Genomic DNA, 22,183 nt, shown 5'->3' with positions numbered 1-22,183 from the left:
TCCCTCATATAAATTTGGCGGTGCACGTCCCCACGCCGTGCAACGTCATTTCAAACACATCGCCCTTGACCGCCGGCTCCAGTGGCACGAGCGAACCCGACAGAATGATATCGCCTGCATCCAGCGTGACGCCATAAGTGCCCAATGTATTGGCCAACCAAGCCACCGCCTGCGCAGGATCGCCCTGCACCGCATTGCCATATCCTTCAGACAGCGGCGCACCATTTTTGGTCACCGTCACATGCAGCGACGGCAGATCATGATCGCGCGGATCAGCCTTGGCGTCGCCCAGAATGAAAACGCCGCAGCTTGCATTGTCGGCGACGGTATCGACGATCGAAATTTTCCAGTCGCTTATCCGGCTGTCGACGATTTCAAAACAGGGCGCGATATAGTCAGTAGCGGCGATCACCTGTTCTGCCGTGATGCCCGGACCCGCCAGCCCTTCTTTCAAGACAAAGGCAATCTCTGCCTCTGCGCGCGGCGCAATCAGGGCCTTGGCGTCGACATCGATGTCGCCGTCTATGTGCATCCAGTCGGTCAGGAAGCCGAAATCGGGCTGATGCACGCCCAGCATATCCTGTACCGCCTTGGAGGTGACGCCGATTTTCTTGCCGACGACACGTTCGCCATCCTTGCGGCGCAGCGCTAGGAATTCGAGGCTGATCGCATAGGCATCATCCATGGTCAGCGCGGCATTTTGCTCGATCAGCGGCGGCAGCGTCCTACGGTCGCGCAGCGCTTCATAAAGGGCCGATCCATATTGGCTGTGGACGCTCACAAATATCCCCCGTCCTGATAGATGAGCGGGTCAACACTGTCGCTCACTCGCGCCCGCAACACGCGGGCGATAACGATGCTGTGCGTGCCATAAGCAAGCATTGCGTCGATCACACATTCAAGATTGGCCTGCGCACCCGAAAGGCTTGGCAGGCCGTTATCGCCTTCCACCCATTCGCCGATGCCAAACCGTTCCTCACGCGGGGTGCCGCCGCCAAATGCGGCAGAAATCATTTTCTGGTCACGCCCAAGCAGATTAATCGATAAGGGCGCGGTGGGCACGAGCAATGCGTGCAGGCTGGTTGTACGATTGACGCAAACCAGCAACGCTGGCGGGTCCACCGTCAATGACGTGATCGATGTGGCCGCTATTCCAACAGGGCCGTCATCCCCCTTGGCAACAACGATCGAAACCGACGCCGCCAGCCGGCGCATCGCCGCCTTGAACTGCGCGGGCAATTCTTCGGGGATCAGCGGATAGCCATCAATCACGTAAAAACTCGAGCGAATAACGATTGAATTCGCTGGCCCGCTCCACCTGCACCCAATGGCCGACATGGTTGAAGGTCAATGTGCGCACATCGCAACCGGCGTCGAGGAAATGGCGTGCGCCGCTTTCGGGGCAGAATTCATCCTGCAGGCCCCACATCACCAATATGGGCTGTTTAAGTTCGCCAAGACGCGGGCCCAGATTGGGCGTACGCATCCGCGCCAGGACATCCTTTGGCTGGGTGCGGGCGACGGCAAATCTTTCCTCGACCAGCGCCTGCGCAATCTTTGGCGCAAAGCTGGGATGGACCAGGTTCGACACCAGCCGTTTCTGTTCCTCTAGATTGAAATCGGGGCTGCCAAAGCCGCTCACCATCTTGGCTATGCCGGGCATGGTGAAATAGCTCGCCTGTTCCTCGATGCAGCCCGGCGCCATCAACACTAGTCGATCGGTAAACTCCGGATGATCCAGCGTCATCTGGATAGCGATGCCGCCACCCAAGGAATTGCCCACCAGACTTGCCCTTTCGATGCCATGCTGGCGCAGCGCATCGTAAAGCGTGTCGGTGAACAGCTGCAGCGTATAGTCGATGCCCTCGGGCTTGGACGATGCACCATAGCCAATCAGATCAGGCAGGATCACACGATAACCGGCCGCCACAAAAGCAGGCCAATTGTCTCTGAAATTCGAAGCGCCAGAAGCGCCCGGGCCACTGCCATGCATAAAGACAATAACAGGCCCCTCGCCTGCCTCAGCGATCCTTATGTCATAATCGCCAGCAACCCGATAATCCTTCAGCGCAAGTTCGGCCATGAACGGTCCCTGTTTCAGAGGAAGGTGAAAGCGGGCTCTTCACCCAGCATCGTGCCGATAACGTCAGCCGTGCGGTTCGAAGGATCATTGGCAACATGCGCGCGGCCAGCATGCAGATCCAGCCATGGCTGGATGATGTCGCTGGTCATGTAGATTGCCCGGCCACCAAGCAGTTTGACGATATCGTCAACCAGATCAGCAAGGCGACGCACAACATTGCTCGACTGATAGGTGAAGAAGGCGCGCTTCTGCATTGGGATCGGTTCACCACGCTCGGCATAGCCCATCAGTTCTTCGAACGTCAGGCGCAGCGTCGTCTCCATTTCGCTTTTCTCTGAAATGGCGCGTGCCAGTGCAGCATGGAGTATGGGATCGGCCTTTGATGCCTTTCCGGTGTTGGTCGACACGCGATCCTGCATGATCGCCATACCCGCATTGATCGCAGCCTGAGCGCCACCAAAGGCCGCAGTCGAGACCGAACGGGTGAAGACCTGCGCCCAAGGCAATGTGTAGAGCGGACCGTCATTGGCCGCCTGCCCGGGATTCTGACACAGGAAACCGTCGATCGCACGATGGGTGCGATATTCCGGAACGAATACGTCGTCGACGATGATGTCATGGCTGCCGGTGCCCTGCAGCCCGAAAGTGTGCCAAGCATCTTCACCAATCGCATAGTCGCTGCGCGGCAACAGGAAGGTGCGCATGTCGGGCGGGCCCGAACCCGGAACGTCATCCGGCCACACCAGCGCGCCGAGCAACACCCAGCCGCAATGCACCGAACCGGTGGAAAAACCCCAATGGCCGGAGAGGCGGAAGCCGCCCTCGACAGTCTTTACCTGGCCGACCGGCTGATAAGTGGACGCCACCAGCATGGAGGCATCCTCGCCCCACACCTCGACCTGCGCCTCGTCATGGAAAAGCGCCATTTCATAGGGGTGGCAACCAAGCACGCCATACATCCAGCCTGTGGACATGCAGCCTTCGGCCAATGCCTTTTGAACATCGAAAAACACATTGGGGTGCATTTCGAAACCACCCCAGCGTTTGGGCTGAAGAATGCGGAAAAAACCCGCCTCCTGCATTTCAGCGATCGTTTCGACAGAGACATTGCGCTGCGCGACACATTGTTTGGCGCGCGACTTCAATGTCGGAATCATGGCCTTTGCACGAGCAACAAGCTCTTCGGCCGAAGGAATGGACACAGAACGGTCCTGCATGGCGACAACCGTTGCCATTTGCGTTTCTCCCGCAGTTTGTCGACTCAAACCATATTGAGAAGCGACATTCGTAAATTTTTCTGCCATTCAATACGCAAATCGTCAATTGAAAAGCGCTTTCACTTTCGATACGAGTAAAAATAACATGTCAGATGTAATGAAATCGAGGATCGACCTTTCTGGTCAGGTCGCTATCGTTACCGGCGGAACCCGCGGCCTTGGTCGCGACGTTGCGGCGCAACTGGCGCAGGCCGGATGCAGCGTAGCAATTTGCGGACGCAACGCGCCCGATTCGCTGCCTGACGGCGTCGATTTCATACCCTGCGACATTCGCGATCCCGATGCTGCAAAAGCTTTTGTCGACGGCGTCGCATCCAGCAAGGGCAGACTGGACATTCTGGTCAATAATGCCGGCGGATCGCCCTCGCATGATGCCGCAACTGCATCGCCACGCTTTGTCGATGCGCTGGTGAAGCTGAACATGCTTGCCCCCCTATATATGGCACAGGCCGCATATGCGCACATGGCGCGCGCCGGATCAGGAAGCATCATCAACATCGCCAGCGTCTCCGGCGCACGTCCCTCGCCCGGCACTGCCCTTTACGGCGCATCCAAGGCCGGCCTCCTCAATCTGACGCAAAGCCTTGCGCAGGAATGGGGCAAAGACGGCATCCGCGTGAACGCAATCATTGCTGGCCTGATGACCACCGAAAATGCCGAAGCTACCTATGGGGATGCCGAATCTCAGGCAAAGGTAGGGGCCTCGATGCCGCTCGGCCGGATGGGCACGGGCGATGATATTGCAGGCGCCGTTCTGTGGCTCGCTTCCGATCTTGCCCAATGGGTAAGCGGCGCGCGCATTCAGGTCGATGGCGGCGGCGAACGTCCATATTTTCTAGATCTTGTGAAAGGAGCCTAAGCGATGGGGGTTAAGGCGCTTGGCTATGTAGTGATTGAAACCGCGCAGCCTGATAAGTGGGACCATTTCCTAACTCAGGTGGCGGGTGTGATGCGCACGCACAATGCCTTGGACGGCGCAGCGCAATATCGCATCGACCAGCGGCCGTTTCGTTTCCGCCTCGAAAAGTCGCATCGCGACTGGTTCAAGGCTGCGGGATATGAAGTGGCCGATGCCGCAGACCTTGCTGATCTCGCTAACCGGATAAGGGCTGCTGGCCAGCCGGTCGAAACCTTTACGGATGCCGAAGCGCAATCGCGCTGCGTCACCGGAGGCTTCCGCACAACCGACCCTGCCGGCAACGGGCTGGAATTCTACTATGGCGATAGCGCAACGGACGAAGCCTTTGCCTCACCCGTCGGCGTCCCCGGTTTTGTCACCGGCGACATGGGCATGGGCCATGCGGTTTTCAGCGCGCCTAATTTTGCCGAAGTGCGCGATTTCCACTGCAATGTTATCGGCTTCCACCAAACCGATATGCCCGCCTTCCATCTGATGGGGCCGGAAGCGCCGCCCATGCATTTCGCATTTCTCCACGCGGAAAATGGCCGCCACCACAGCATCGCATTTGGCGAAGGCCCGGTGCCGCCCTCAGGCGCGGTGCATATCATGCTCGAATATCCAAACCTGATCGAAGTCGGCAAAGCACATGATCGCATGAAAGCCTTTGGATATGCCGAATCCGCCTCGATCGGGCAGCATTTCAACGACGAAACCGTAGGCTTCTACGTCCAGACGCCATCAGGCTTTGACCTTGAGATCGGCTGTGACAGTCTGGTGATCGACCCAGCCAAGTGGGAAGTCACCCGGCATGAAGGCATCAGCATCTGGGGCCATGAATGGGCCTGGCAAAAGGCAATGAAAGACGCCCAGGCGGAGGCAGCCGAGTGACCCTTGATAAACGCATGACACCGGCCGCCATTGTCGGCCAACTCCGCGACGGCATGACATTGGGAATCGGCGGCTGGGGGCCCCGGCGCAAGCCAATGGCGCTGATCCGTGAAATCCTCCGGTCTGATCTCAAAGACCTTACCATTGTCGCTTATGGCGGTGCGGATGTCGGGATGCTGTGCGCGGCTGGCAAGGTGAAGAAACTGGTATTCGCCTTTGTCTCGCTCGACGCTATCCCGTTGGAACCATGGTTTCGCAAAGCTCGTGAGGCCGGGCAGATCGACGTGCTCGAACTGGACGAAGGCATGTTCCAATGGGGTCTGAAAGCCGCAGCATTCGGCCTGCCCTTTCTGCCGACGCGGGTGGGCCTGGGCACCGATCTTGCCGAATTGGGGGGACTGAAGACGGTAAAGTCGCCCTATGCCGATGGCGAAACGCTGATCGCGATGCCCGCACTCAAGCTTGATGCGGCGCTGCTTCACGTCAATCGCTGCGACTGGCGGGGCAATGTGCAACTGCTGGGCGCAGATACCTATTATGACGAATGGTTCGCCAAGGCGGCGACCAATACCTATGTCAGCTGTGAGGAACTGGTCGACCGAATGGAAGACCATTACCCGCAGGATGCGCGGGCCAATGTCTTCGAACGTTGTTTTGTCAGCGGCGTCACCGAAATCGCATGTGGCGCACATCCCAGTTCGATGCCGCCACTCTACGGGCCCGACATGAAGGCGTTCAAGGCCTATGCCGATGCAGCGCGCGACCCGGGTGACTGGGGCGCGGTGACTGACCGTTTTGTCGGCGACAACGAGGCGGCTTATCTGGATAGTCTGGGCGGAAAGGAAGCGGTGATGAACATCCCGCTGGCGATTTACTGATGGCAACACTGGCTGAACTCTGCATCGTCGCCTGCGCCGATGCCTTTCGCGGCAGCGGAGAGGTAATCGCAACCGGCATCGGCCCCGTGCCGCGGCTGGGCGCTGGCCTTGCCAAGCTGACCCATACCCCAGAACTGATGATGACCGATGGCGAGGCCTATCTGGTCGAACAGCCGGTGCCGCTTGGTCCGCGTGGCTATGACGACCGCAAGGCCGCAGGCCATCTGCCCTTCTCGCGCTTTTTCGATAGCGCGGTGTGGACAGGCCGCCGCCATGCCATGGTCACACCAACCCAGATCGACCGCTTCGGCCAGATCAACCTGTCTTATCTTGGCGGCACCCATGCCCAGCCCAAGACGCAGATGCTGGGCGTGCGCGGCTTCCCCGGAAACGGGATTTACCACCCGAACAGCTTCTTCTTCCCTGCCCATTCGACCCGCATATTCGTAGAAGGCGAAGTCGATATGGTCTCGGGCGTCGGTTATAATCCGGCCAAGCGCGTTGCCGGCGGCAATTTCTCAGGCGTCGAATTACGCCGGATTGTCACCAATTTGTGCGTGATGGACTTTGGCGGGCCCGATCACGCCATCCGCGTCATATCGCTGCATCCGGGTGTCAGCTTTGACGAGGTGCAGGCAGCGACGGGTTTTGAACTGCTGAAAGGCGATCTTGGCGAAACGCCCATGCCGACCGCAGAACAGATGGATATCATCAACGGGCTCGATCCGCATAATTTCCGTGGATCGGTTATAAAAGACAATCCGCCCGCGAGGAGAGACTGAGATGGACAGACTGGTCGAACCAAAGAAAGTCGACATCACCTACGAGACCGACAGCCCGATCCTGTATGAAGTGGCAGACGGGGTCGCGTGGATCATGATGAACCGGCCCGATTTCAACAATGCGCAAAACGGTCAGATGACCTACGCACTGGATGATGCCTTTCAGCGCGCAGTCAACGACGATGCGGTCAAAGCCATCGTTCTGGGCGGCGTTGGAAAGCATTTTTCGGCAGGGCATGACATCGGCACCCCGGGCCGCGATCTGCATCATGAATTCGACAAGCGGCTGATGGTCGCGCCGCATACGAACAAGCCAGCGGCCGAGTTGCTCTACACCCGCGAACAGGAGCAGTATCTTGGCATGTGCCGTCGCTGGCGCGATGTTCCCAAGCCGACGGTGGCAATGGTCCAAGGCGCCTGTATCGCCGGCGGATTGATGCTTGCATGGATCTGCGACCTGATCGTTGCCAGCGAGGATGCCTTTTTCCAGGATCCGGTTGTGCCGCTGATGGGCATTCCCGGCGTTGAATATTTCGCGCACGCCTATGAATTGCCGCCCCGTGTCGCAAAGGAATTCCTGTTGCTAGGCGAACGGATGCCGGCAAGCCGCGCCGAACGTTTCGGCATGGTCAACCGCGTCGTTCCGCGCGAGGAACTGCGCGATACCGCAGCCGCAATCGCGGCCAAACTCGCGAAAAATTCGCGGCTGGGCAACTGGCTGACGAAACAGGCGGTCAACCATGTTGAGGAACTGCGCGGAAAGCGTAGCGCGATGGATGCCGTGTTCCACATGCACCATTTCGCCCATGCGCAAAATGACCTTGTCACCGGCGATTCTATCGGCGGCGTCAGCGGCAAATCGGCCGCTGCCTCCAACAAAGCGGGATAATAGCCGTTGCTGAAAACGCCGCTTACCGATGCGCTGGGTTGCCGCGTGCCTGTTATCCAGACAGCAATGGGCTGGATCGCGACGTCGCAGCTCGTGGCCGCAACCAGCAATGCCGGCGCCTTTGGTTTCTTGGCCGCAGCGGTGATGTCACCGGCGGAGCTTGGCGAGGAAATCGCCCGGCTACGGGATCTGACACCGCATGATTTCGGGGTCAATTTCCACAGTTTCCAGCCGGGCGCCGCCGAAATTGTCGATATCATCATCGCCAACAAGGATCGTGTCCGCGCGGTCAGTTTTGGCCGCGGTCCTGATGCGAAAATGATCGGCCGGTTCAAGGATGCAGGCATCCTTTGCATCCCGACCGTAGGCGCCGTGAAACATGCACAGAAAATGGCAGAGCTTGGCTGTGACATGGTGACGGTGCAAGGCGGCGAAGGCGGCGGGCACACCGGATCGGTACCGACCACTGTGCTGTTGCCGCAGGTGCTCGACGCCGTGCAAATACCGGTGGTCGCAGCGGGCGGCTTTGCTGACGGCCGAGGGTTGGCAGCGGCGCTGGCCTATGGCGCGGTCGGCGTTGCCATGGGCACCCGTTTCATGATGACAAGCGACAGTCCGGTGCCGACCGGTCCCAAGACGGCCTATGTCAAAGCCGGCACCGCCGACATTGTCGTATCGACCAAGGTCGATGGCATTCCGCAGCGGATGATATTGAACCCTCTGCTCCGCCGGATCGAAGCGTCAGGAAAGACGGCGATGTGGCTGCGCGCGGTTGAGGCGGGCCTCGAAATGAAACGCCAGACGGGCATGGGCTGGGCCGATGTCCTGCGAACAGCCCGCAGCATGACGGCACATGGCGAAATGCCGCTTGCCCAGGCAATGATGGCCGCCGCAGCACCCATGATGATCCAGCGCGCCGTCGTTTCAGGCGACGCCAATAATGGTTTGATGGCCACCGGAATGGTCGCCGGTCGGCTCGCCGACCTGCCCGACTGCCAGCAATTGATTGATAGCATCATGGCCGAGGCCGAAGCCCGATTGACGGCGCTTGCTGCCCTGAAGGCCTGAGAGGAAATCCATGCCCATAACCTGCACCATCAAGGACAAAATCGCGGAAATCGTCTTCGACGTGCCGCCCGTAAACGCTTTTGACAGCGACACATGGATGGCGATCCCCGACATCATCACCAATGCCGGGCGCAATCCCGACGTGAACTGCATCCTGATCCGTGCCGAAGGCCGTGGCTTTTGTGGCGGCGTCGATATCAAGGAGATGCAGGCGCATCCCGAACGCATCACCATTTTGAACCGCGGCAATTATCTGACCTTCAAGGCGATCCGCGACGCTGAAGTGCCCGTGGTCAGCGCGGTGCACAAATTCGTGATCGGCGGAGGTATCGGCATTTGCGGGGCAAGCGACACGATCATCGCTGCCGACGACGCCTATTTCAGCCTTCCCGAGGTGGATCGTGGTGCAATGGGCGGGGCGAGCCATTTGTCGCGCATGTTGCCCTTGCACAAGGTGCGCGCTGCCTTTTTCACCGGCGGCAATATCCCTGCCGAAGAGGCCTATCGCCTTGGCGCGGTGGAAAAGATTGTGCCGCGCGAAACACTGGAAACCGAAGCACGCGCCTTCTGCGCCGTCATTGCGTCCAAATCGCGCAAGGCATTGGTCATCGCAAAAGAAGCATTGAACGGCCTTGAACCGCGCGACGTTGATCGCGGCTATCGCTGGGAACAGGGCTTCACCCTCGAAATGTACATGCACGAAGACAGCCAAAAATCACGCGACGCTTTCGTCGACACGGGCAAGGCAGCCGAATTCTGATGCAATTGCACTATACCCCCGAACAGGAAGCCTTCCGCGCCGAAGTGCGCGCGTGGATGGAGGCGCATGTTCCCAAGGAGCCGCTGGTTACCCTGGAGTGCCGCGAAGGTTTTGACAGCCATGTCGAATGGGAACGGACCCTTGCCAGCGGCAATTGGGGCATGGTCACCTGGCCCGAAATCTATGGCGGACGCGGGCTTGACCTGATCCAGTGGCTGATTTTCGAGGAAGAATATTTCCGTGCCGGCGGCCCCAACCGGGCAAACCAGAATGGCATATTCCTGCTCGGCCCGACGATCATGGAATTTGGCACAGAAGAGCAGAAACAACGTTTCCTGCCGCCGATGGCGCGGGGTGAGGTGATCTGGGCGCAGGCCTGGTCGGAACCCGGCGCGGGCAGCGACATGGCCGCAATTTCATCCAAGGCCGTGCGGGATGGTGACCATTATGTCATCACCGGACAAAAGACGTGGAGCAGCCGTGCCGCCTTTGCCGACTGGGGCTTCGGCATTTTCCGCACCGATCCGGAGAGCAAGCGCCACAAAGGGCTGACCTTCATCCTGTTTGACCTCAACACGCCCGGCATCACCCGCCGCCCGATCCGACAACTGCATGGCGACACGGGTTTTGCCGAACTGTTCTTCGATGAAGTACGCGTGCCGGTGGAAAATTGCCTCGCCGGCGAAGGCGAAGGCTGGAATGTGGCGATGGCAACGGCCGGCTTTGAACGCGGCCTGATGTTGCGCTCGCCCGGCAGGTTCCAGGCAACAGCGAAACGGCTGGTCGAACTATATCGCAAGCATGAAGAGGATGCCGCACCGTCGGCGCGCGAAGCAGTCCTGCAAGCATGGATGGCGGCACAGGCCTATGCCTACAACACTTATGCTGTTGCCGCGAAAATCATGGCCGGCGGGAAAATCGGTGCCGAGGCAAGTCTGAACAAGATTTTCTGGTCGGAACTTGACCGTTCGATGCACCGCACCGCGATGCAGCTTCTGGGTGCTTATGCCGAACTCAAGCATTTTGAAGACGGTTCGGTCAACCAGTGGCTCGAAGGCTATATGTTCTCGCTGTCGGGTCCGATTTATGCGGGATCGAACGAAGTCCAGCGCAACATCACCGCGGAACGGCTTTTGGGCCTGCCACGTATCGGTAATGGCTGAAGGGAACAGAGAGATGGATTTCCGCTTCACCGAAGACCAACTGCTGCTGACCGAAAGTGTGCGCGACTATCTGGCCGCCATTCACGGACAGGAAGTGCTGCGCCGCCTCGATCAGGGAGACAAACGAGATCCGGCGATCTGGCGGGGGCTTGTCGAAATGGGCCTGCCCGGCTTGCTTGTTCCCGAAGAACATGGCGGATTGGGTCTCAACCTTGTCGACGCTGCACCGATAGCGGCTGAATGCGGACGATACTGCCTCACAGAGCCGTTGGTCGATACCGCCTTTGTGGCGGTGCCCTGGCTTTTGGCCAAGGGCGAATATAGCCAACTGGCTGCCATTGCGGCAGGCGTGGTCAAATATCCGCTGCATCATGCGATCAACCCTTGGGTTGCGGATAGCAGTGACGGCGAGGCGCTGACCAGCGTAGATCCGTTGCGTTTGCTTGTCAGGGGCGGTGGGGACGATGACCCCCAGCTTTTGAATCTTGCCGCGCTGATGACCGCCGCCCAGCTGGTCGGGATTGCCGATGCGATGCTGCAACAGGCGGTCGACTATGCGAAAATTCGCACCCAGTTCGGTCAGCCGGTCGGCGCTTTCCAAGCGATCAAACACCAATTGGCCAATTGTGCCGTCGCGATCGAATTTGCCAAGCCCGTGGTGTGGCGCGCCGCCGCCGCAATGCAGGACGGGCTGGCCTCTGCGCCGGTCCATGTCAGCCATGCCAAGGTCGCCGCGACCGACGCAGCAATGCTGACCGCCGAAACTGCCATCCAGGTACATGGCGCCATGGGCTACACTTATGAAGTTGACCTGCATTTCTGGATGAAACGCAGCTGGGCGCTGGCCGGGGCATGGGGATCACGCGCCTTCCATCTGAAGCGGATCGATGAAGCTGTGCTGGGAAGCGCTCTTCAAATTGGCCCGCAAGCCACTTTCGCATAAGGAAAATTCATGGCCGAAGCCTATATCATTGATGCTGTCCGCACCCCTATTGGGCGCAAGAAAGGCAGCCTTGCAGAATTGCATCCAGCCGATCTGGGCGCAGCCCCGATCAAGGCGCTTGTCGAGCGCACGGGTATTGATGCGGGCGCGGTGGACGATGTTGTCTGGGGCTGCTGCGATACCATTGGCCCACAGGCGGGCGATATCGGACGCACCGTCTGGCTGGTCGCAGGTCTGCCGCAGCATGTACCGGGAACCACGATTGACCGGCAGTGCGGATCATCACAACAGGCAGTGCATTTCGCCGCGCAAGGCGTGATGAGCGGTACACAGGATCTGGTTGTCGCGGGCGGCAGCCAGGCGATGAACGCCATTCCGATTTCGGCGGCGATGCTCGCTGCTGAACCTTATGGTTTCTCCAATCCGTTCAACACCTCGCCCGGTTGGGTTGCCCGCTATGGCGACGGCCTGTTGAACCAGATCAATTCGGCGGAAATGATCGCGGGCAAATGGGGCATCAGCCGCGAAGCCATGGAAGAATTCGCCCTCGCCTCGCACCTGCGGGCGCGGACCGCTTGGGACAATGGCTGGTTCGACCGCGAAGTGTCGCCGCTCAACGGGCTGGAACGCGATGAAACCATTCGTCCGCAAACGACGCTCGAAGGATTGGCCAGCCTGAAAACCGTTCAGGAAGGCGGCGTGATTACCGCCGGTGTTGCCAGCCAGAATTGCGACGGCGCAGCAGCATTGCTGATCGCATCCGAACAGGCGGTGAAGGATCATGGGCTGAACCCGCGCGCGCGGATTCATCATATCTCGGTCCGCGCGGACGATCCGGTCTGGATGCTCACCGCGCCCATTCCGGCGACGCAATATGCGCTTCAGAAAGCGGGCATGCGCATCGAGGATATCGACCTTTTTGAATGCAACGAAGCCTTTGCTTCAGTCCCAATGGCGTGGATGAAGGAACTCGGCATCCCGCATGAGAAGGTCAATGTGCAGGGCGGTGCGATTGCACTGGGCCATCCGTTGGGCGGTACCGGTGCACGGTTGATGACAACTATGCTGGGCGCGCTGGAACGCACCGGTGGCCGCTATGGGCTGCAGACAATGTGCGAAGGCGGCGGGCAAGCCAATGTGACGATTATCGAGAGGCTGTAATGGGTATTTGTGAAGGAAGAACGGTGATCATCACCGGCGCCGCACGCGGATTGGGCCGGGCCTATGCGCTTGCCTTTGGCGCGGAAGGTGCAAATGTCGTCGTAAATGATATCGGCACTTCGCTTCAGGGCGAAGGCCGTGACACATCGGCCGCAGATGCGGTGGTGGAAGAGATCAAGGCGGCGGGCGGCAAGGCGATCGCCAATTATGAAGACATCACCGATTGGGATGGCGCGAAGAGGATCGTCGATGCAGCACTGGATGCCTTTGGCGACCTGCATGTCATCGTCAACAATGCGGGCATCGTCCGCGACCGGATGTTCGTGTCCGCGACGCTCGAGGAATGGGATGCAACGATGCATGTCCATCTGCGCGGCCATTTCTGCCTGTCGCGTCATGCCGTCAATTATTGGCGCGAAAAGCAAAAGGGCGGCGCCAATCCCGATGCGCGGATTATCAACACCTCGTCGGGCGCGGGTTTGCAGGGCAGCATTGCCCAGGCGGCCTATTCGACTGCCAAGGGCGGCATTGCTTCGCTGACGCTGGTGCAGGCGGCGGAATTGGGACGCTATGGAATCACGGCAAACGCGCTCGCCCCTTCGGCGCGCACGCGCATGACCGAACAGGCCTTTGCCGACAAAATGGCGACCGAGGGTCAGGCATTCGACGTGATGGACCCCGCCAATATCGCGCCCACGGTCGTGTGGCTTGGCAGCGGCGAAAGCGCGCATGTCACCGGCTGCGTCTTTGAACTCGAAGGCGGTAAGATCATGCTCGAAGATGGATGGCGCGAAGGGCCATTTGTCGATGCGGGGCAATGCTGGGATCCGGCCGATGTCGGCGGTGCCGTCGACAAACTGCTTTCGGAGCGCATCGCGCCCCGCAAGGTATGGGGTACGGGCTGATGGAATTCGCCTTTACCGAAGAACAGGCCATGATTGGCGAGACCGCGAAAGCCTTTTTCGCCGAAAATGCGACGTCGGAACGCACGCGCCGGGCGATGTCGGCCGACGGCATTGACCGCGCATTGTGGCAATCCTTTTGCACCGAACTGGGCCTTGCAGGAATAGCACTGCCTGAAGCGCATGGCGGGGCGGGACTCGGCCTTGTGGAATTTGCGCTGGTCGCTGAAGCCGCCGGCGCGCAAGTGGCCGCCTTGCCCTTGCTCGGCCTGGCAACCGCAGCGCGTGCCATTTCCGCTGGCGGCAGCGATGCCCAACAGGCCGAATGGCTGCCGAAACTCGCCAGCGGTGAAGCGATAGCCGCCGCCGAAGGCACGGCAACCGCGCAATATGCAGACGGAAAGCTGACCGGCACATTCGATCTGGTGCCGCATGGCGCGGCGGCCGACATGTTTCTGTTCGTCACTCCGGGCCATGCATGGATCGTACGCGCTGACGCCCCCGGGGTTTCGGTGCAAGCCTATACCTCGATGGACCAGACCCGTCCGCTTTCCAAGGTGACATTGGCTGCGGCCGATGCCGACCCGCTTCCCAACGCGCAGGCGGCGATTGATGCGCTTCACGCAGGCGGTTGGGTGTGCCTTGCTGCCGAGGCACTGGGCGGAGCGCAGGCCGCGCTTGACCGCACCGTTGCCTATGCAAAGGAACGCGTACAGTTCGGCCGGGCAATCGGGTCTTTCCAAGCCTATAAGCACCGGCTGGCCGACATGATGATCGAAATCGAGCAGGCGCGTTCGGCCGTTTATTGGGCGGCCTGCGCGGTCGATGAGGCGTCAGACGAGGCCCCGATTGCACTGCATGCGGCGAAAAGCTTCTGCGCCGATACCTTCTTCATGTGTGCAGGCAATATGATTCAGCTCCATGGCGGCATCGGCTTTACATGGGAGCATGACGCGCACCTTTACTTCAAGCGCGCCCGTTCGATCCAGACGATGCTGGGCAAAGGCGACTTCCACCGCGAACAGGTGGCACAGCTGATTTTGGGAGAAGCGGCATGAAACTCGGTTTCTCGCCAGCGGAAGAAGCGTTCCGCGCCGAATGCGCCGACTGGCTCAACGCCCAGATGGCGGGTGAATTCCGCGACATCAAAGGCATCACCACGCTTACCGAAAAGGCCGAGCGGCGCAAGGAATGGGAACAGCATCTTGGCGCGCATGGCTGGGGCTGTATCGGCTGGCCCAAGGAATGGGGCGGCCGTGGGGCCAGCCTTGCGCAGCAGGTTATCTTTGCCGAGGAATATGCCCGTGCTGGCGTTCCCGGCCGCGTCAATCATATCGGTATCGAACTTGCCGGGCCGACACTGCTCGCCTTTGGTACCGAAGAGCAGAAGAAGCGCTTTCTGCCTGATATCGCGGCGGGCAATACGATTTTCTGCCAGGGCTTTTCAGAACCCGGCGCAGGATCGGATCTTGCCAGTGTGCGCACCAAGGGCCGGCTGGAAGACGGCGCATGGATCGTCAATGGCCAGAAAATCTGGACCAGCCTTGCGCATATTTCCGACTGGATCTTCGTCGTTACCCGTACCGAGGAAGGATCAAAGGGACCGAAGGGCCTGACTTTCCTTATGATGGAGATCGACCAACCGGGTATCGAGATCCGCCCGATCAAACAGATCAACGGCGACGCCGAATTCAACGAGACCTTCTTCACCGATGCCACCTGCCCCGAAGACAGCCTGATCGGCGCTGTCGGCGATGGCTGGAAGATCGCGATGGGCTTGCTCGCTTTTGAACGCGGCGTATCAACACTGGGCCAGCAAATGGCCTTCCGCAACGAACTGGACGAGATCATCGCTGCCGCCAAGGCCAATGGCGCGGCCAGCGATCCACTGATCCGCCAGCGCCTTGCAAAGGCCGAAATCGGGCTGCGGCTGATGCGCTATGGCGCGCTGCGCATGCTTTCCAACACCGACCATAGCAAGGTCGATGGTGCTGCACTGACCTACAAAATCCAATGGGCAAGCTGGCGGCGCAGCCTCGGCGAGCTGGCAATGGATATTCTCGGTCAGGCTGGTGAAGTCACCGACAATCCCGACTATGAATGGTCGATGCTGCCCAATCTGTTCCTCTATAGCCGGGCCGACACCATCTATGGCGGCACCAACCAGATCCAGCGCAACCTGATCGCAGAACGGGGCCTCGCCATGCCGCGCGAACCGAGGGGAGACGTATGACAATACCTGCTTATCCCGAACCGCGCGGCCTGCTGAAGGGCAAGACTGTCGTCGTCACCGCCGCCGCCGGCACCGGCATCGGCTTTTCGGCGGCCAAACGTGCCGCAGAGGAAGGTGCCACCGTACTGATCAGCGATTTTCACGAACGCCGGCTCGGCGAAGCCGCAGACCGGATCGCTGAAGAAACCGGCACGCCGCGGCCCGCAACCTTTGTGTGCGACGTGACCGCGCAGGATCAGGTTGACGCGCTCCATGCTGCCGCGCTGGCCGAACTTGGCCGGATCGATGTCCTGATCAACAATGCCGGATTGGGCGGAGAGGCCGATGTCGTCGACATGACCGATGACCAATGGTCGCGCGTCCTTGACGTGACACTGAACAGCGTCTTCCGCATGAGCCGCGCCTTCCTGCCGACCATGTATACCCAGAAATCGGGCGTGATCGTCAACAACGCCTCGGTGCTGGGCTGGCGCGCGCAAAAGGGACAGGCACATTATGCCGCAGCCAAGGCCGGCGTGATGGCCTTTACCCGCTGTTCCGCCGTCGAAGCGGCAGAGCATGGGGTACGCATTAACGCTGTCGCGCCATCAATTGCGATGCACGCCTTTCTTGCAAAGGTGACCACTGACGATCTGCTTGCCGAATTGTCGGCGAAAGAGGCTTTTGGTCGCCCGGCCGAGGTGTGGGAGGTGGCCAATGTGATGCTGTTCCTAGCGTCTGACCTTTCCTCTTACATGACAGGGGAGATTGTTTCGGTCTCCAGTCAACGGGCATAGGAGTGGCTGCATGACCCGCATTTTTGAGACACCAGCCGCGCTGATCGGTGCCGAAGGCACGAAGCTTGGTCCGACCGACTGGCTCACCATCGATCAGGACCGCGTCAACGGCTTTGCCGAGGTGACGGGCGACCATCAATGGATCCATGTCGATGTCGAACGGGCCAAGGATGGCCCCTTTGGCGGCACGATCGCGCATGGCTATCTTACGATGAGCCTTGTGAACTATTTCCTGCCGCAACTGATCGAGGTGCGCGGATTTGCCCATGCAGTGAATGTCGGCGCAGACCGGCTGCGTTTCCTTAGTCCCGTAAAGGTCGGCAGCCGCATCCGCGGCGTGGGAGAGATTGTCGGCGTTGAGGAAGTGAAGGGCGCGATCCAGTCGGTCGTGCGCGTCACGGTCGAGATAGAAGGCAGCGACAAGCCCGCCTGCGTTGTTGATACCATCAGCCGCTATTTCCCGGAGAATTGACCATGCCCACCACCGAACAGAAACTCGCCGCCGTCCATGGCTATATCGATGCTTTTGCCCTTGGCGATGCGGAAGCGATCGTCGCGCTTTTTGACGCGGATGCGACCGTAGAAGACCCGATAGGCACTCCCATTAAGCAGGGCCATGACGAAATTCGCGCATTCTACCAAGGTTCGACGGCCACCGGCGCGAAACTGGAACTGCTGGGCGAACCGCGTTGCGCAGCCGATTATGTCGCCTTTCCTTTCGCCGTCCGGCTCGAATGGCAGGGCCAGAAATCAGTGATCGAGGTGATCGATACCTTCCGCCTGAATGACGAAGGCAAGATCGTCGAAATGCGTGCCTATTGGGGGCCGGAGAATATGAAGGCAGGTTGATGCGTACCGATACCATCCCGCATCTTGCCGAAACTGCGGCGCTCAAATGGCCCGATTCCCCCGCGCTGATCGAAAATGGCCGGCAGTGGACCTTTGCCGAGCTTTGGTCGGAGGCACGTGCCGCAATTGCCGCCTGCCTCGCGCAAGGCATTGGCGAGGGCGATCGGGTGGCAATCTGGGCCCCAAACAGCCGCTTGTGGGTGCTCGCCGCCATTGGCGCAATGGGTGCCGGTGCCGCCGTCGTGCCGCTCAACACCCGCTATAAGGGCCGCGAGGCGGGCGACATATTGCGCCGCACCAAGGCACGCATCCTGTTCACCGTCGATGATTTTCTTGGCACCGATTACCCCGCCCTGCTGGCAGGTGAAGATCTGCCCGATCTGGAACGCACCCTATTGCTGACCGACATCGCGGCAGGGGCCGATAACTGGCCGGCTTTCATCGCGGAAGGGACGGCAAAGGCAGATGATGTTGATGCCGTCCTCGTTGGCCTCACCGCCGATCACCTTTCCGACATTTTGTTTACCAGCGGCACCACCGGCAGCCCCAAGGGCGTGATGATGAGTTATGCCCGGGTATTGCCGCAGGTGAAGGTGTGGATCGGCAACACCGGCCTGCATGAGGGCGAACGCTATCTCATCGTCAATCCCTTCTTCCACAGTTTCGGCATGAAGGTCGGCTGGGTAGCCTGCCTGATGGCCGGTGCCGTGATGGTGCCGATGCCGCAATTCGATGTCGCAGAGGCGGCGCAGTGTATCGAGCGCGAAAAGATCAATTTCTTGCCCGGTGCGCCGACCATTTTCCAGATGCTGATTGCACACAAGCGCCAACATCCGTTCGACAGTTCATCGCTGCGCGGCGGCACCACCGGGGCCGCAACCGTTCCGCCTGTGCTGATCGAGGAAATCCGCAGTGAACTAGGCCTCGGCGATATCATCACTGCTTATGGCATGACCGAATGCGTCAACATCACTGGATGCAGGCCGGGCGACCCGGTCGAACTGATCGCCCATAGTTGCGGCGCGGCGATCCCCGGAAACGATGTGATCATCGCCGACGATGCCGGGCGCGAAGTGCCGCGCGGCGAAACCGGCGAGATATTGGTGCGCGGCCAAGGGGTGATGCTCGGCTATCTTGACGATCCGGCGGCGACTGCCGAGGCCATTGACCCGCAAGGCTGGCTCCACACCGGCGACATCGGCACAATGGATGCACAAGGCTATGTCCGCATTACCGATCGCAAGAAGGACCTCTATATTTCGGGCGGCTTCAACGTCTATCCGGCAGAGGTCGAGAAACTGCTCGCCGCACATCCCGCCATTGCCATGGTCGCCGTGATCGGCATTGCCGACGAACGGCTGGGCGAAATTGGCCGCGCTTATGTCGTGCTGCGTTCGGGCATGTCCACAAGCGAGGCGGAACTGGTCGAATGGAGCAGGGCCAATATGGCCAATTTCAAGGTTCCGCGCAGTTTCGTCTTTGTCGAAGACCTGCCGCGCAACGCCTCTGGCAAAGTGCTCAAGACAGAGTTGCGCGGCGCGGCATCAGCCTAAACCGCAGTTGCACCGCCATCGACCACCATCGCGTGGCCGGTCACGAAGCTGGCCTGATCCGAGCATAGCCAGAGAACCGCACTGGCAATTTCCTCTGGCCGACCCATGCGGCCCATTGGGGTCATCCCATCCAGCACCTTGCGCATATCGGGATTGGCGGCGAGCGGCGCCGTCATCCCTGTTTCGACAACCCCCGGGCAGACAGCATTGACACGGATACCCGCCTGCGCCCAGCGAAGTGCGCCATGGCGGGTCAGGCCGACGACGCCATGTTTGGTCGCAACATAACCCGGTTGCGCGCCATTGCCGACAAGCCCGTTGATCGAAGCCGTGTTGACGATCGCGCCCTTCCCTGCCTTCAGCATCACGGCCGCTTCCTCACGCATGCACATCATCACGCCGGTCAGGTTGACGCCCACGCTCTTGGCCCAGACATCGTCCTGATATTCGTCGGCCATCATCGAATTGATGCCCGCATTGTTGTGGGCGAAATCAAGCCCGCCAAATTCGGAAACCGCGCGTGCGATCAGCGCCTTTACCTCATCGCCGTCGGATACGTCGCATTTCTGGAAAACCGCAGTGCCGCCAGCCGCCGCGATCAGGTCAACCGTCTCAGTTCCGCTGGCTTCATTCACGTCGGAAACGACCACGCGCGCACCCGATGCGGCAAAGCCTAGTGCCGCCGAACGGCCGATACCACTGCCGGCACCGGTAACCAACGCCACTTTTCCATCGAATCCATAGTTCATTGCGCGTTTCCTTCCTTGATTTGCGTAATAATCGACATAGTGTGTTACGCAAATCGCGGTCAAGGACGTTTAACCCATATGCATGAAAGCCTTTTCACCCCCGTTCGTTTCGGCGCATTCGAACTGTCCAGCCGCATCGTCATGGCGCCGATGACCCGGGACAGGGCCGGGCCGGACGATGTACCCACCGATCTGATGGTCGAATATTACCGTCAACGGGCAAGTGCCGGGCTAATCGTCACCGAAGGCGTCCAGCCTTCCGCTGAGGGGAAAGGCTATTGGCGCACACCCGGCATATGGTCGCAGCAGCAGGTTGATGGCTGGGCAAAGGTGGCAGACGCCGTACACGCCGAGGGCGGCCGGATTGTGATGCAATTGATGCATTGCGGGCGCGTCGTCGTTGAGGCCAATCGCGGCTATGCAGCCGATATCATCGCCCCTTCGGCCATTTCCTGCCCAGACAAGGTTCCAGGCCCCGATGGCATTCCTGCGGACTGTGGTACGCCGCGCGCTATGACGCCGGAGGATATCTTCCGTGTTGCCGAGGAGTTTGCACAGGCCGCCAAAAATGCCCGTGCCGCGGGCATTGACGGCGTGGAATTGCATTGTGCCAGTGGCTATCTGGTGAACCAGTTCCTGAATAGCGCAAGCAACCATCGTGACGATGCCTTTGGCGGCTCACCCGAAAATCGGGTGGCCTTTGCCGAACTGCTGTTGGGGCGCATGGCGGACAGCATCGGGGCTGACCGGGTCGGCTTCCGCATATCGCCCGGCAATCCCTATAACGGCATGGATCCATCCGATCCCGAACCGGTGTTTGCAGCCTTGTTGCGCGCCGCAGAAGGGATTGGAAATCCGCGCACAGGGGCAGGCCTCGCCTATGTCCATCTGGTCGATATGGCGCTTGCCGATCTCGATAGCCTCGCCATGGTGCGCGCCAACTGGTCCAGCCCGATCATCACCAACAACAATCTTAAGGCGGACAGCGCGGCCGCGATACTCGATGCCGGGCGCGCTGATGCCGTATCCTTTGGCCGCCCGTTCATATCGAACCCCGATCTTCCGGCGCGACTAAGATCTGGCGTGCCGCTGACCAAGCCCGACTATGCGCATCTCTATACCGGGGAAGAAAAGGGCTATACCGATTATCCTAGGGCCTAGGGCAGTTCATCACCATTTCCATTAAGGTCCGGCGCCTTTGCCGGTGTCCATTGTTCCGATGCAAAGCGGATGGCGGGCGCCATATGGTGCGCCCCATCATGTTCGACCCAAAGCCCCCGTTCGGCGATATGGGGTTGATCGAGCGCTTCGCGAAAATCCAGTATCGGCGCAAAGGCGACATCCTTGTCGGCGAACCATGCGACCCATTGATCGCGCGTTTTTTGGGCAAAGGTGGCACGCAGAAAGGCGATTAATTCCACCTGCTCGCCCGCCTCACGCTTCGCATGTTCGACTAGGTCGGGACGGTCGAGGGCATGGAGCAGATTTTCGGCAAATTTGATCTCCCGCCCGCCGAGCACCACATGCTTTGCATCACTGGTGCGATAAATCTGATAGAAGCCAGCCCCGCCAAGCGACCTTTGCTGCGACGAAACAGGCGACGGACCACCGGCAATTGCACTGCCCGCAGTATGAACGCACCAAGGCAAGAGGCTATCAAACATCGCGCAATCGATATAGTCGCCCCGCCCTGTCCGTTCGCGCCCGATCAGCGCCATCAGCGTGGCGGAAAGCGCAGTCAGCCCGGCAGCCATATCGGAGGCGGCGACGCCTGGCACAACCGGTGTGCCATCGGGCGCGTCATTGACCGAGAGGAAACCGGCCAGCGCCTGCGTCGCCATGTCATGCGCGGGATGGTGGGCCAGCGCACCAAATTGGCCAAAGCCGGAAATCGAGCAATAGACGATGCGCGGATTACGCGCGGCGACCGCTGCATAATCGAAACCCAGTCGCTGCATCACGCCGGGCCGGAAACCTTCGACAAAAACATCTGCATCCTCGATCATCCGCCACAGCCGGGCCTTGCCGGCTTCGCTTTTCAGATCAAGAACAACACTCTTTTTGCCCCGATTAAGATTGCGGAACCAGACCGATTGGCCGGCCTCGAACGGGGCCTGCTCACGCGACGGATCGCCCGCCATGGACTCAACCTTGATAACCTCCGCGCCCTGATCTGCCATCATCACCGTCATCATCGGCCCGGGAAGAAACACCGAAAGGTCGATAACTTTGATGCCGGTCAGTTTTCCCATGATTGCCCCACTTTGCGCAAAAAATCGTTGCGGCGGCCTATAGCCAGCCTTGGGGCAATGTAGAAAGCGATAACCG

General features: G+C 59.9%; 24 protein-coding genes. 18 read left to right on the top strand and 6 right to left on the bottom strand.

Translation table 11 applies throughout. The features are described 5' to 3' along the window. Positions 1-4: 4 nt before the first annotated feature. From RSE16_07710 to RSE16_07695, 4 genes are read right to left on the bottom strand one after another with little or no spacing between them, the layout of a single operon-like run. Entirely contained in the window at positions 5-781 is a 777-nt protein-coding gene (locus tag RSE16_07710) for a fumarylacetoacetate hydrolase family protein (GenBank protein ID WRH74623.1), read from the bottom strand. Beyond that, entirely contained in the window at positions 778-1,272 is a 495-nt protein-coding gene (locus tag RSE16_07705; protein ID WRH74622.1) for a flavin reductase family protein, read from the bottom strand. Before RSE16_07705 ends, RSE16_07710 begins: the two co-directional genes overlap by 4 nt. Further along, positions 1,265-2,083: an alpha/beta hydrolase gene (locus RSE16_07700; protein ID WRH74621.1), complete on the bottom strand. Its 819-nt coding sequence runs from the start codon at positions 2,081-2,083 to the stop codon at positions 1,265-1,267. Before RSE16_07700 ends, RSE16_07705 begins: the two co-directional genes overlap by 8 nt. 14 nt (positions 2,084-2,097) lie before the next feature. Beyond that, a complete protein-coding gene (locus RSE16_07695; GenBank protein ID WRH74620.1) occupies positions 2,098-3,318 on the bottom strand; it encodes a flavin-dependent monooxygenase in 1,221 nt (406 codons plus the stop codon). Between the two features lie 127 nt (positions 3,319-3,445). Between RSE16_07695 and RSE16_07690 the strand changes: the two genes are divergently transcribed. Genes RSE16_07690 through RSE16_07610 form a run of 17 tightly spaced genes read left to right on the top strand, consistent with a single transcriptional unit; the run spans position 3,446 to position 19,106 of the window. Continuing rightward, a complete protein-coding gene (locus tag RSE16_07690) occupies positions 3,446-4,219 on the top strand; it encodes an SDR family oxidoreductase (GenBank protein WRH74619.1) in 774 nt (257 codons plus the stop codon). A gap of 3 nt (positions 4,220-4,222) precedes the next feature. Beyond that, the gene (locus RSE16_07685) at positions 4,223-5,149 is read left to right on the top strand and encodes a VOC family protein (GenBank protein WRH74618.1); all 927 of its coding nucleotides are present in this window, start codon (positions 4,223-4,225) and stop codon (positions 5,147-5,149) included. Next, positions 5,098-6,027 (top strand): CoA-transferase, encoded by a 930-nt coding sequence (locus tag RSE16_07680; protein WRH74617.1) that lies wholly within the window; start codon positions 5,098-5,100, stop codon positions 6,025-6,027. The genes RSE16_07685 and RSE16_07680 overlap by 52 nt, the downstream gene beginning before the upstream one ends. After that, positions 6,027-6,809, top strand: coding sequence for a ketoacid CoA transferase (locus RSE16_07675; GenBank protein ID WRH74616.1), 783 nt, complete (start codon positions 6,027-6,029; stop codon positions 6,807-6,809). The genes RSE16_07680 and RSE16_07675 overlap by 1 nt, the downstream gene beginning before the upstream one ends. Position 6,810: 1 nt before the next feature. Then, positions 6,811-7,698 (top strand): enoyl-CoA hydratase, encoded by an 888-nt coding sequence (locus RSE16_07670; protein ID WRH74615.1) that lies wholly within the window; start codon positions 6,811-6,813, stop codon positions 7,696-7,698. 6 nt (positions 7,699-7,704) lie between these two features. Further along, positions 7,705-8,766, top strand: a complete 1,062-nt coding sequence (locus RSE16_07665) for a nitronate monooxygenase (GenBank protein WRH74614.1) — start codon at positions 7,705-7,707, stop codon at positions 8,764-8,766. A gap of 10 nt (positions 8,767-8,776) precedes the next feature. After that, positions 8,777-9,526, top strand: coding sequence for an enoyl-CoA hydratase family protein (locus RSE16_07660; protein WRH74613.1), 750 nt, complete (start codon positions 8,777-8,779; stop codon positions 9,524-9,526). Next, positions 9,526-10,689 carry an acyl-CoA dehydrogenase family protein gene (locus RSE16_07655; protein ID WRH74612.1) on the top strand — a complete coding sequence of 388 codons (1,164 nt, stop codon included), beginning with the start codon at positions 9,526-9,528 and terminating at the stop codon, positions 10,687-10,689. Before RSE16_07660 ends, RSE16_07655 begins: the two co-directional genes overlap by 1 nt. Positions 10,690-10,702: 13 nt before the next feature. Further along, complete coding sequence (locus tag RSE16_07650) at positions 10,703-11,632, top strand: acyl-CoA dehydrogenase family protein (GenBank protein WRH74611.1); 930 nt, start codon at positions 10,703-10,705, stop codon at positions 11,630-11,632. A 9-nt stretch (positions 11,633-11,641) separates the two neighbouring features. Then, a complete protein-coding gene (locus tag RSE16_07645) occupies positions 11,642-12,793 on the top strand; it encodes an acetyl-CoA C-acetyltransferase (protein ID WRH74610.1) in 1,152 nt (383 codons plus the stop codon). Then, positions 12,793-13,698: an SDR family oxidoreductase gene (locus RSE16_07640; protein ID WRH74609.1), complete on the top strand. Its 906-nt coding sequence runs from the start codon at positions 12,793-12,795 to the stop codon at positions 13,696-13,698. Before RSE16_07645 ends, RSE16_07640 begins: the two co-directional genes overlap by 1 nt. Continuing rightward, a complete protein-coding gene (locus RSE16_07635; protein ID WRH74608.1) occupies positions 13,698-14,753 on the top strand; it encodes an acyl-CoA dehydrogenase family protein in 1,056 nt (351 codons plus the stop codon). The genes RSE16_07640 and RSE16_07635 overlap by 1 nt, the downstream gene beginning before the upstream one ends. Then, a complete protein-coding gene (locus RSE16_07630) occupies positions 14,750-15,928 on the top strand; it encodes an acyl-CoA dehydrogenase family protein (GenBank protein WRH74607.1) in 1,179 nt (392 codons plus the stop codon). The genes RSE16_07635 and RSE16_07630 overlap by 4 nt, the downstream gene beginning before the upstream one ends. After that, entirely contained in the window at positions 15,925-16,704 is a 780-nt protein-coding gene (locus tag RSE16_07625; protein WRH74606.1) for an SDR family oxidoreductase, read from the top strand. The genes RSE16_07630 and RSE16_07625 overlap by 4 nt, the downstream gene beginning before the upstream one ends. A gap of 10 nt (positions 16,705-16,714) precedes the next feature. Then, positions 16,715-17,176, top strand: a complete 462-nt coding sequence (locus RSE16_07620; GenBank protein WRH74605.1) for a MaoC family dehydratase — start codon at positions 16,715-16,717, stop codon at positions 17,174-17,176. Positions 17,177-17,178: 2 nt separating this feature from the next. Next, on the top strand, positions 17,179-17,553 hold the full coding sequence (locus RSE16_07615; GenBank protein ID WRH74604.1) for a nuclear transport factor 2 family protein: 375 nt from the start codon (positions 17,179-17,181) through the stop codon (positions 17,551-17,553). Continuing rightward, positions 17,553-19,106 (top strand): AMP-binding protein, encoded by a 1,554-nt coding sequence (locus RSE16_07610; GenBank protein WRH74603.1) that lies wholly within the window; start codon positions 17,553-17,555, stop codon positions 19,104-19,106. Before RSE16_07615 ends, RSE16_07610 begins: the two co-directional genes overlap by 1 nt. Here the strand turns inward: RSE16_07610 and RSE16_07605 are convergent. Beyond that, entirely contained in the window at positions 19,103-19,855 is a 753-nt protein-coding gene (locus RSE16_07605; GenBank protein WRH74602.1) for an SDR family oxidoreductase, read from the bottom strand. The two genes, RSE16_07610 and RSE16_07605, sit on opposite strands and share 4 nt — an antisense overlap. Before the next feature lie 78 nt (positions 19,856-19,933). On the opposite strand from RSE16_07605, the gene RSE16_07600 reads away from it, so the two are divergent. Beyond that, complete coding sequence (locus RSE16_07600) at positions 19,934-21,016, top strand: alkene reductase (protein WRH74601.1); 1,083 nt, start codon at positions 19,934-19,936, stop codon at positions 21,014-21,016. On the opposite strand, the gene RSE16_07595 is transcribed toward RSE16_07600, so the two are convergent. Beyond that, positions 21,013-22,107 carry a CoA transferase gene (locus RSE16_07595; protein WRH74600.1) on the bottom strand — a complete coding sequence of 365 codons (1,095 nt, stop codon included), beginning with the start codon at positions 22,105-22,107 and terminating at the stop codon, positions 21,013-21,015. The genes RSE16_07600 and RSE16_07595 overlap by 4 nt on opposite strands. Between the last annotated feature and the right edge of the window lie 76 nt (positions 22,108-22,183).

Origin of the sequence: Sphingobium sp., assembly GCA_035196065.1 — a bacterium.
Lineage (GTDB): Bacteria > Pseudomonadota > Alphaproteobacteria > Sphingomonadales > Sphingomonadaceae > Sphingorhabdus_B > Sphingorhabdus_B rara.
The sequence above is the reverse complement of the archived record's forward strand: the minus strand, read 5'-3'. Positions and strand labels throughout refer to the sequence as shown.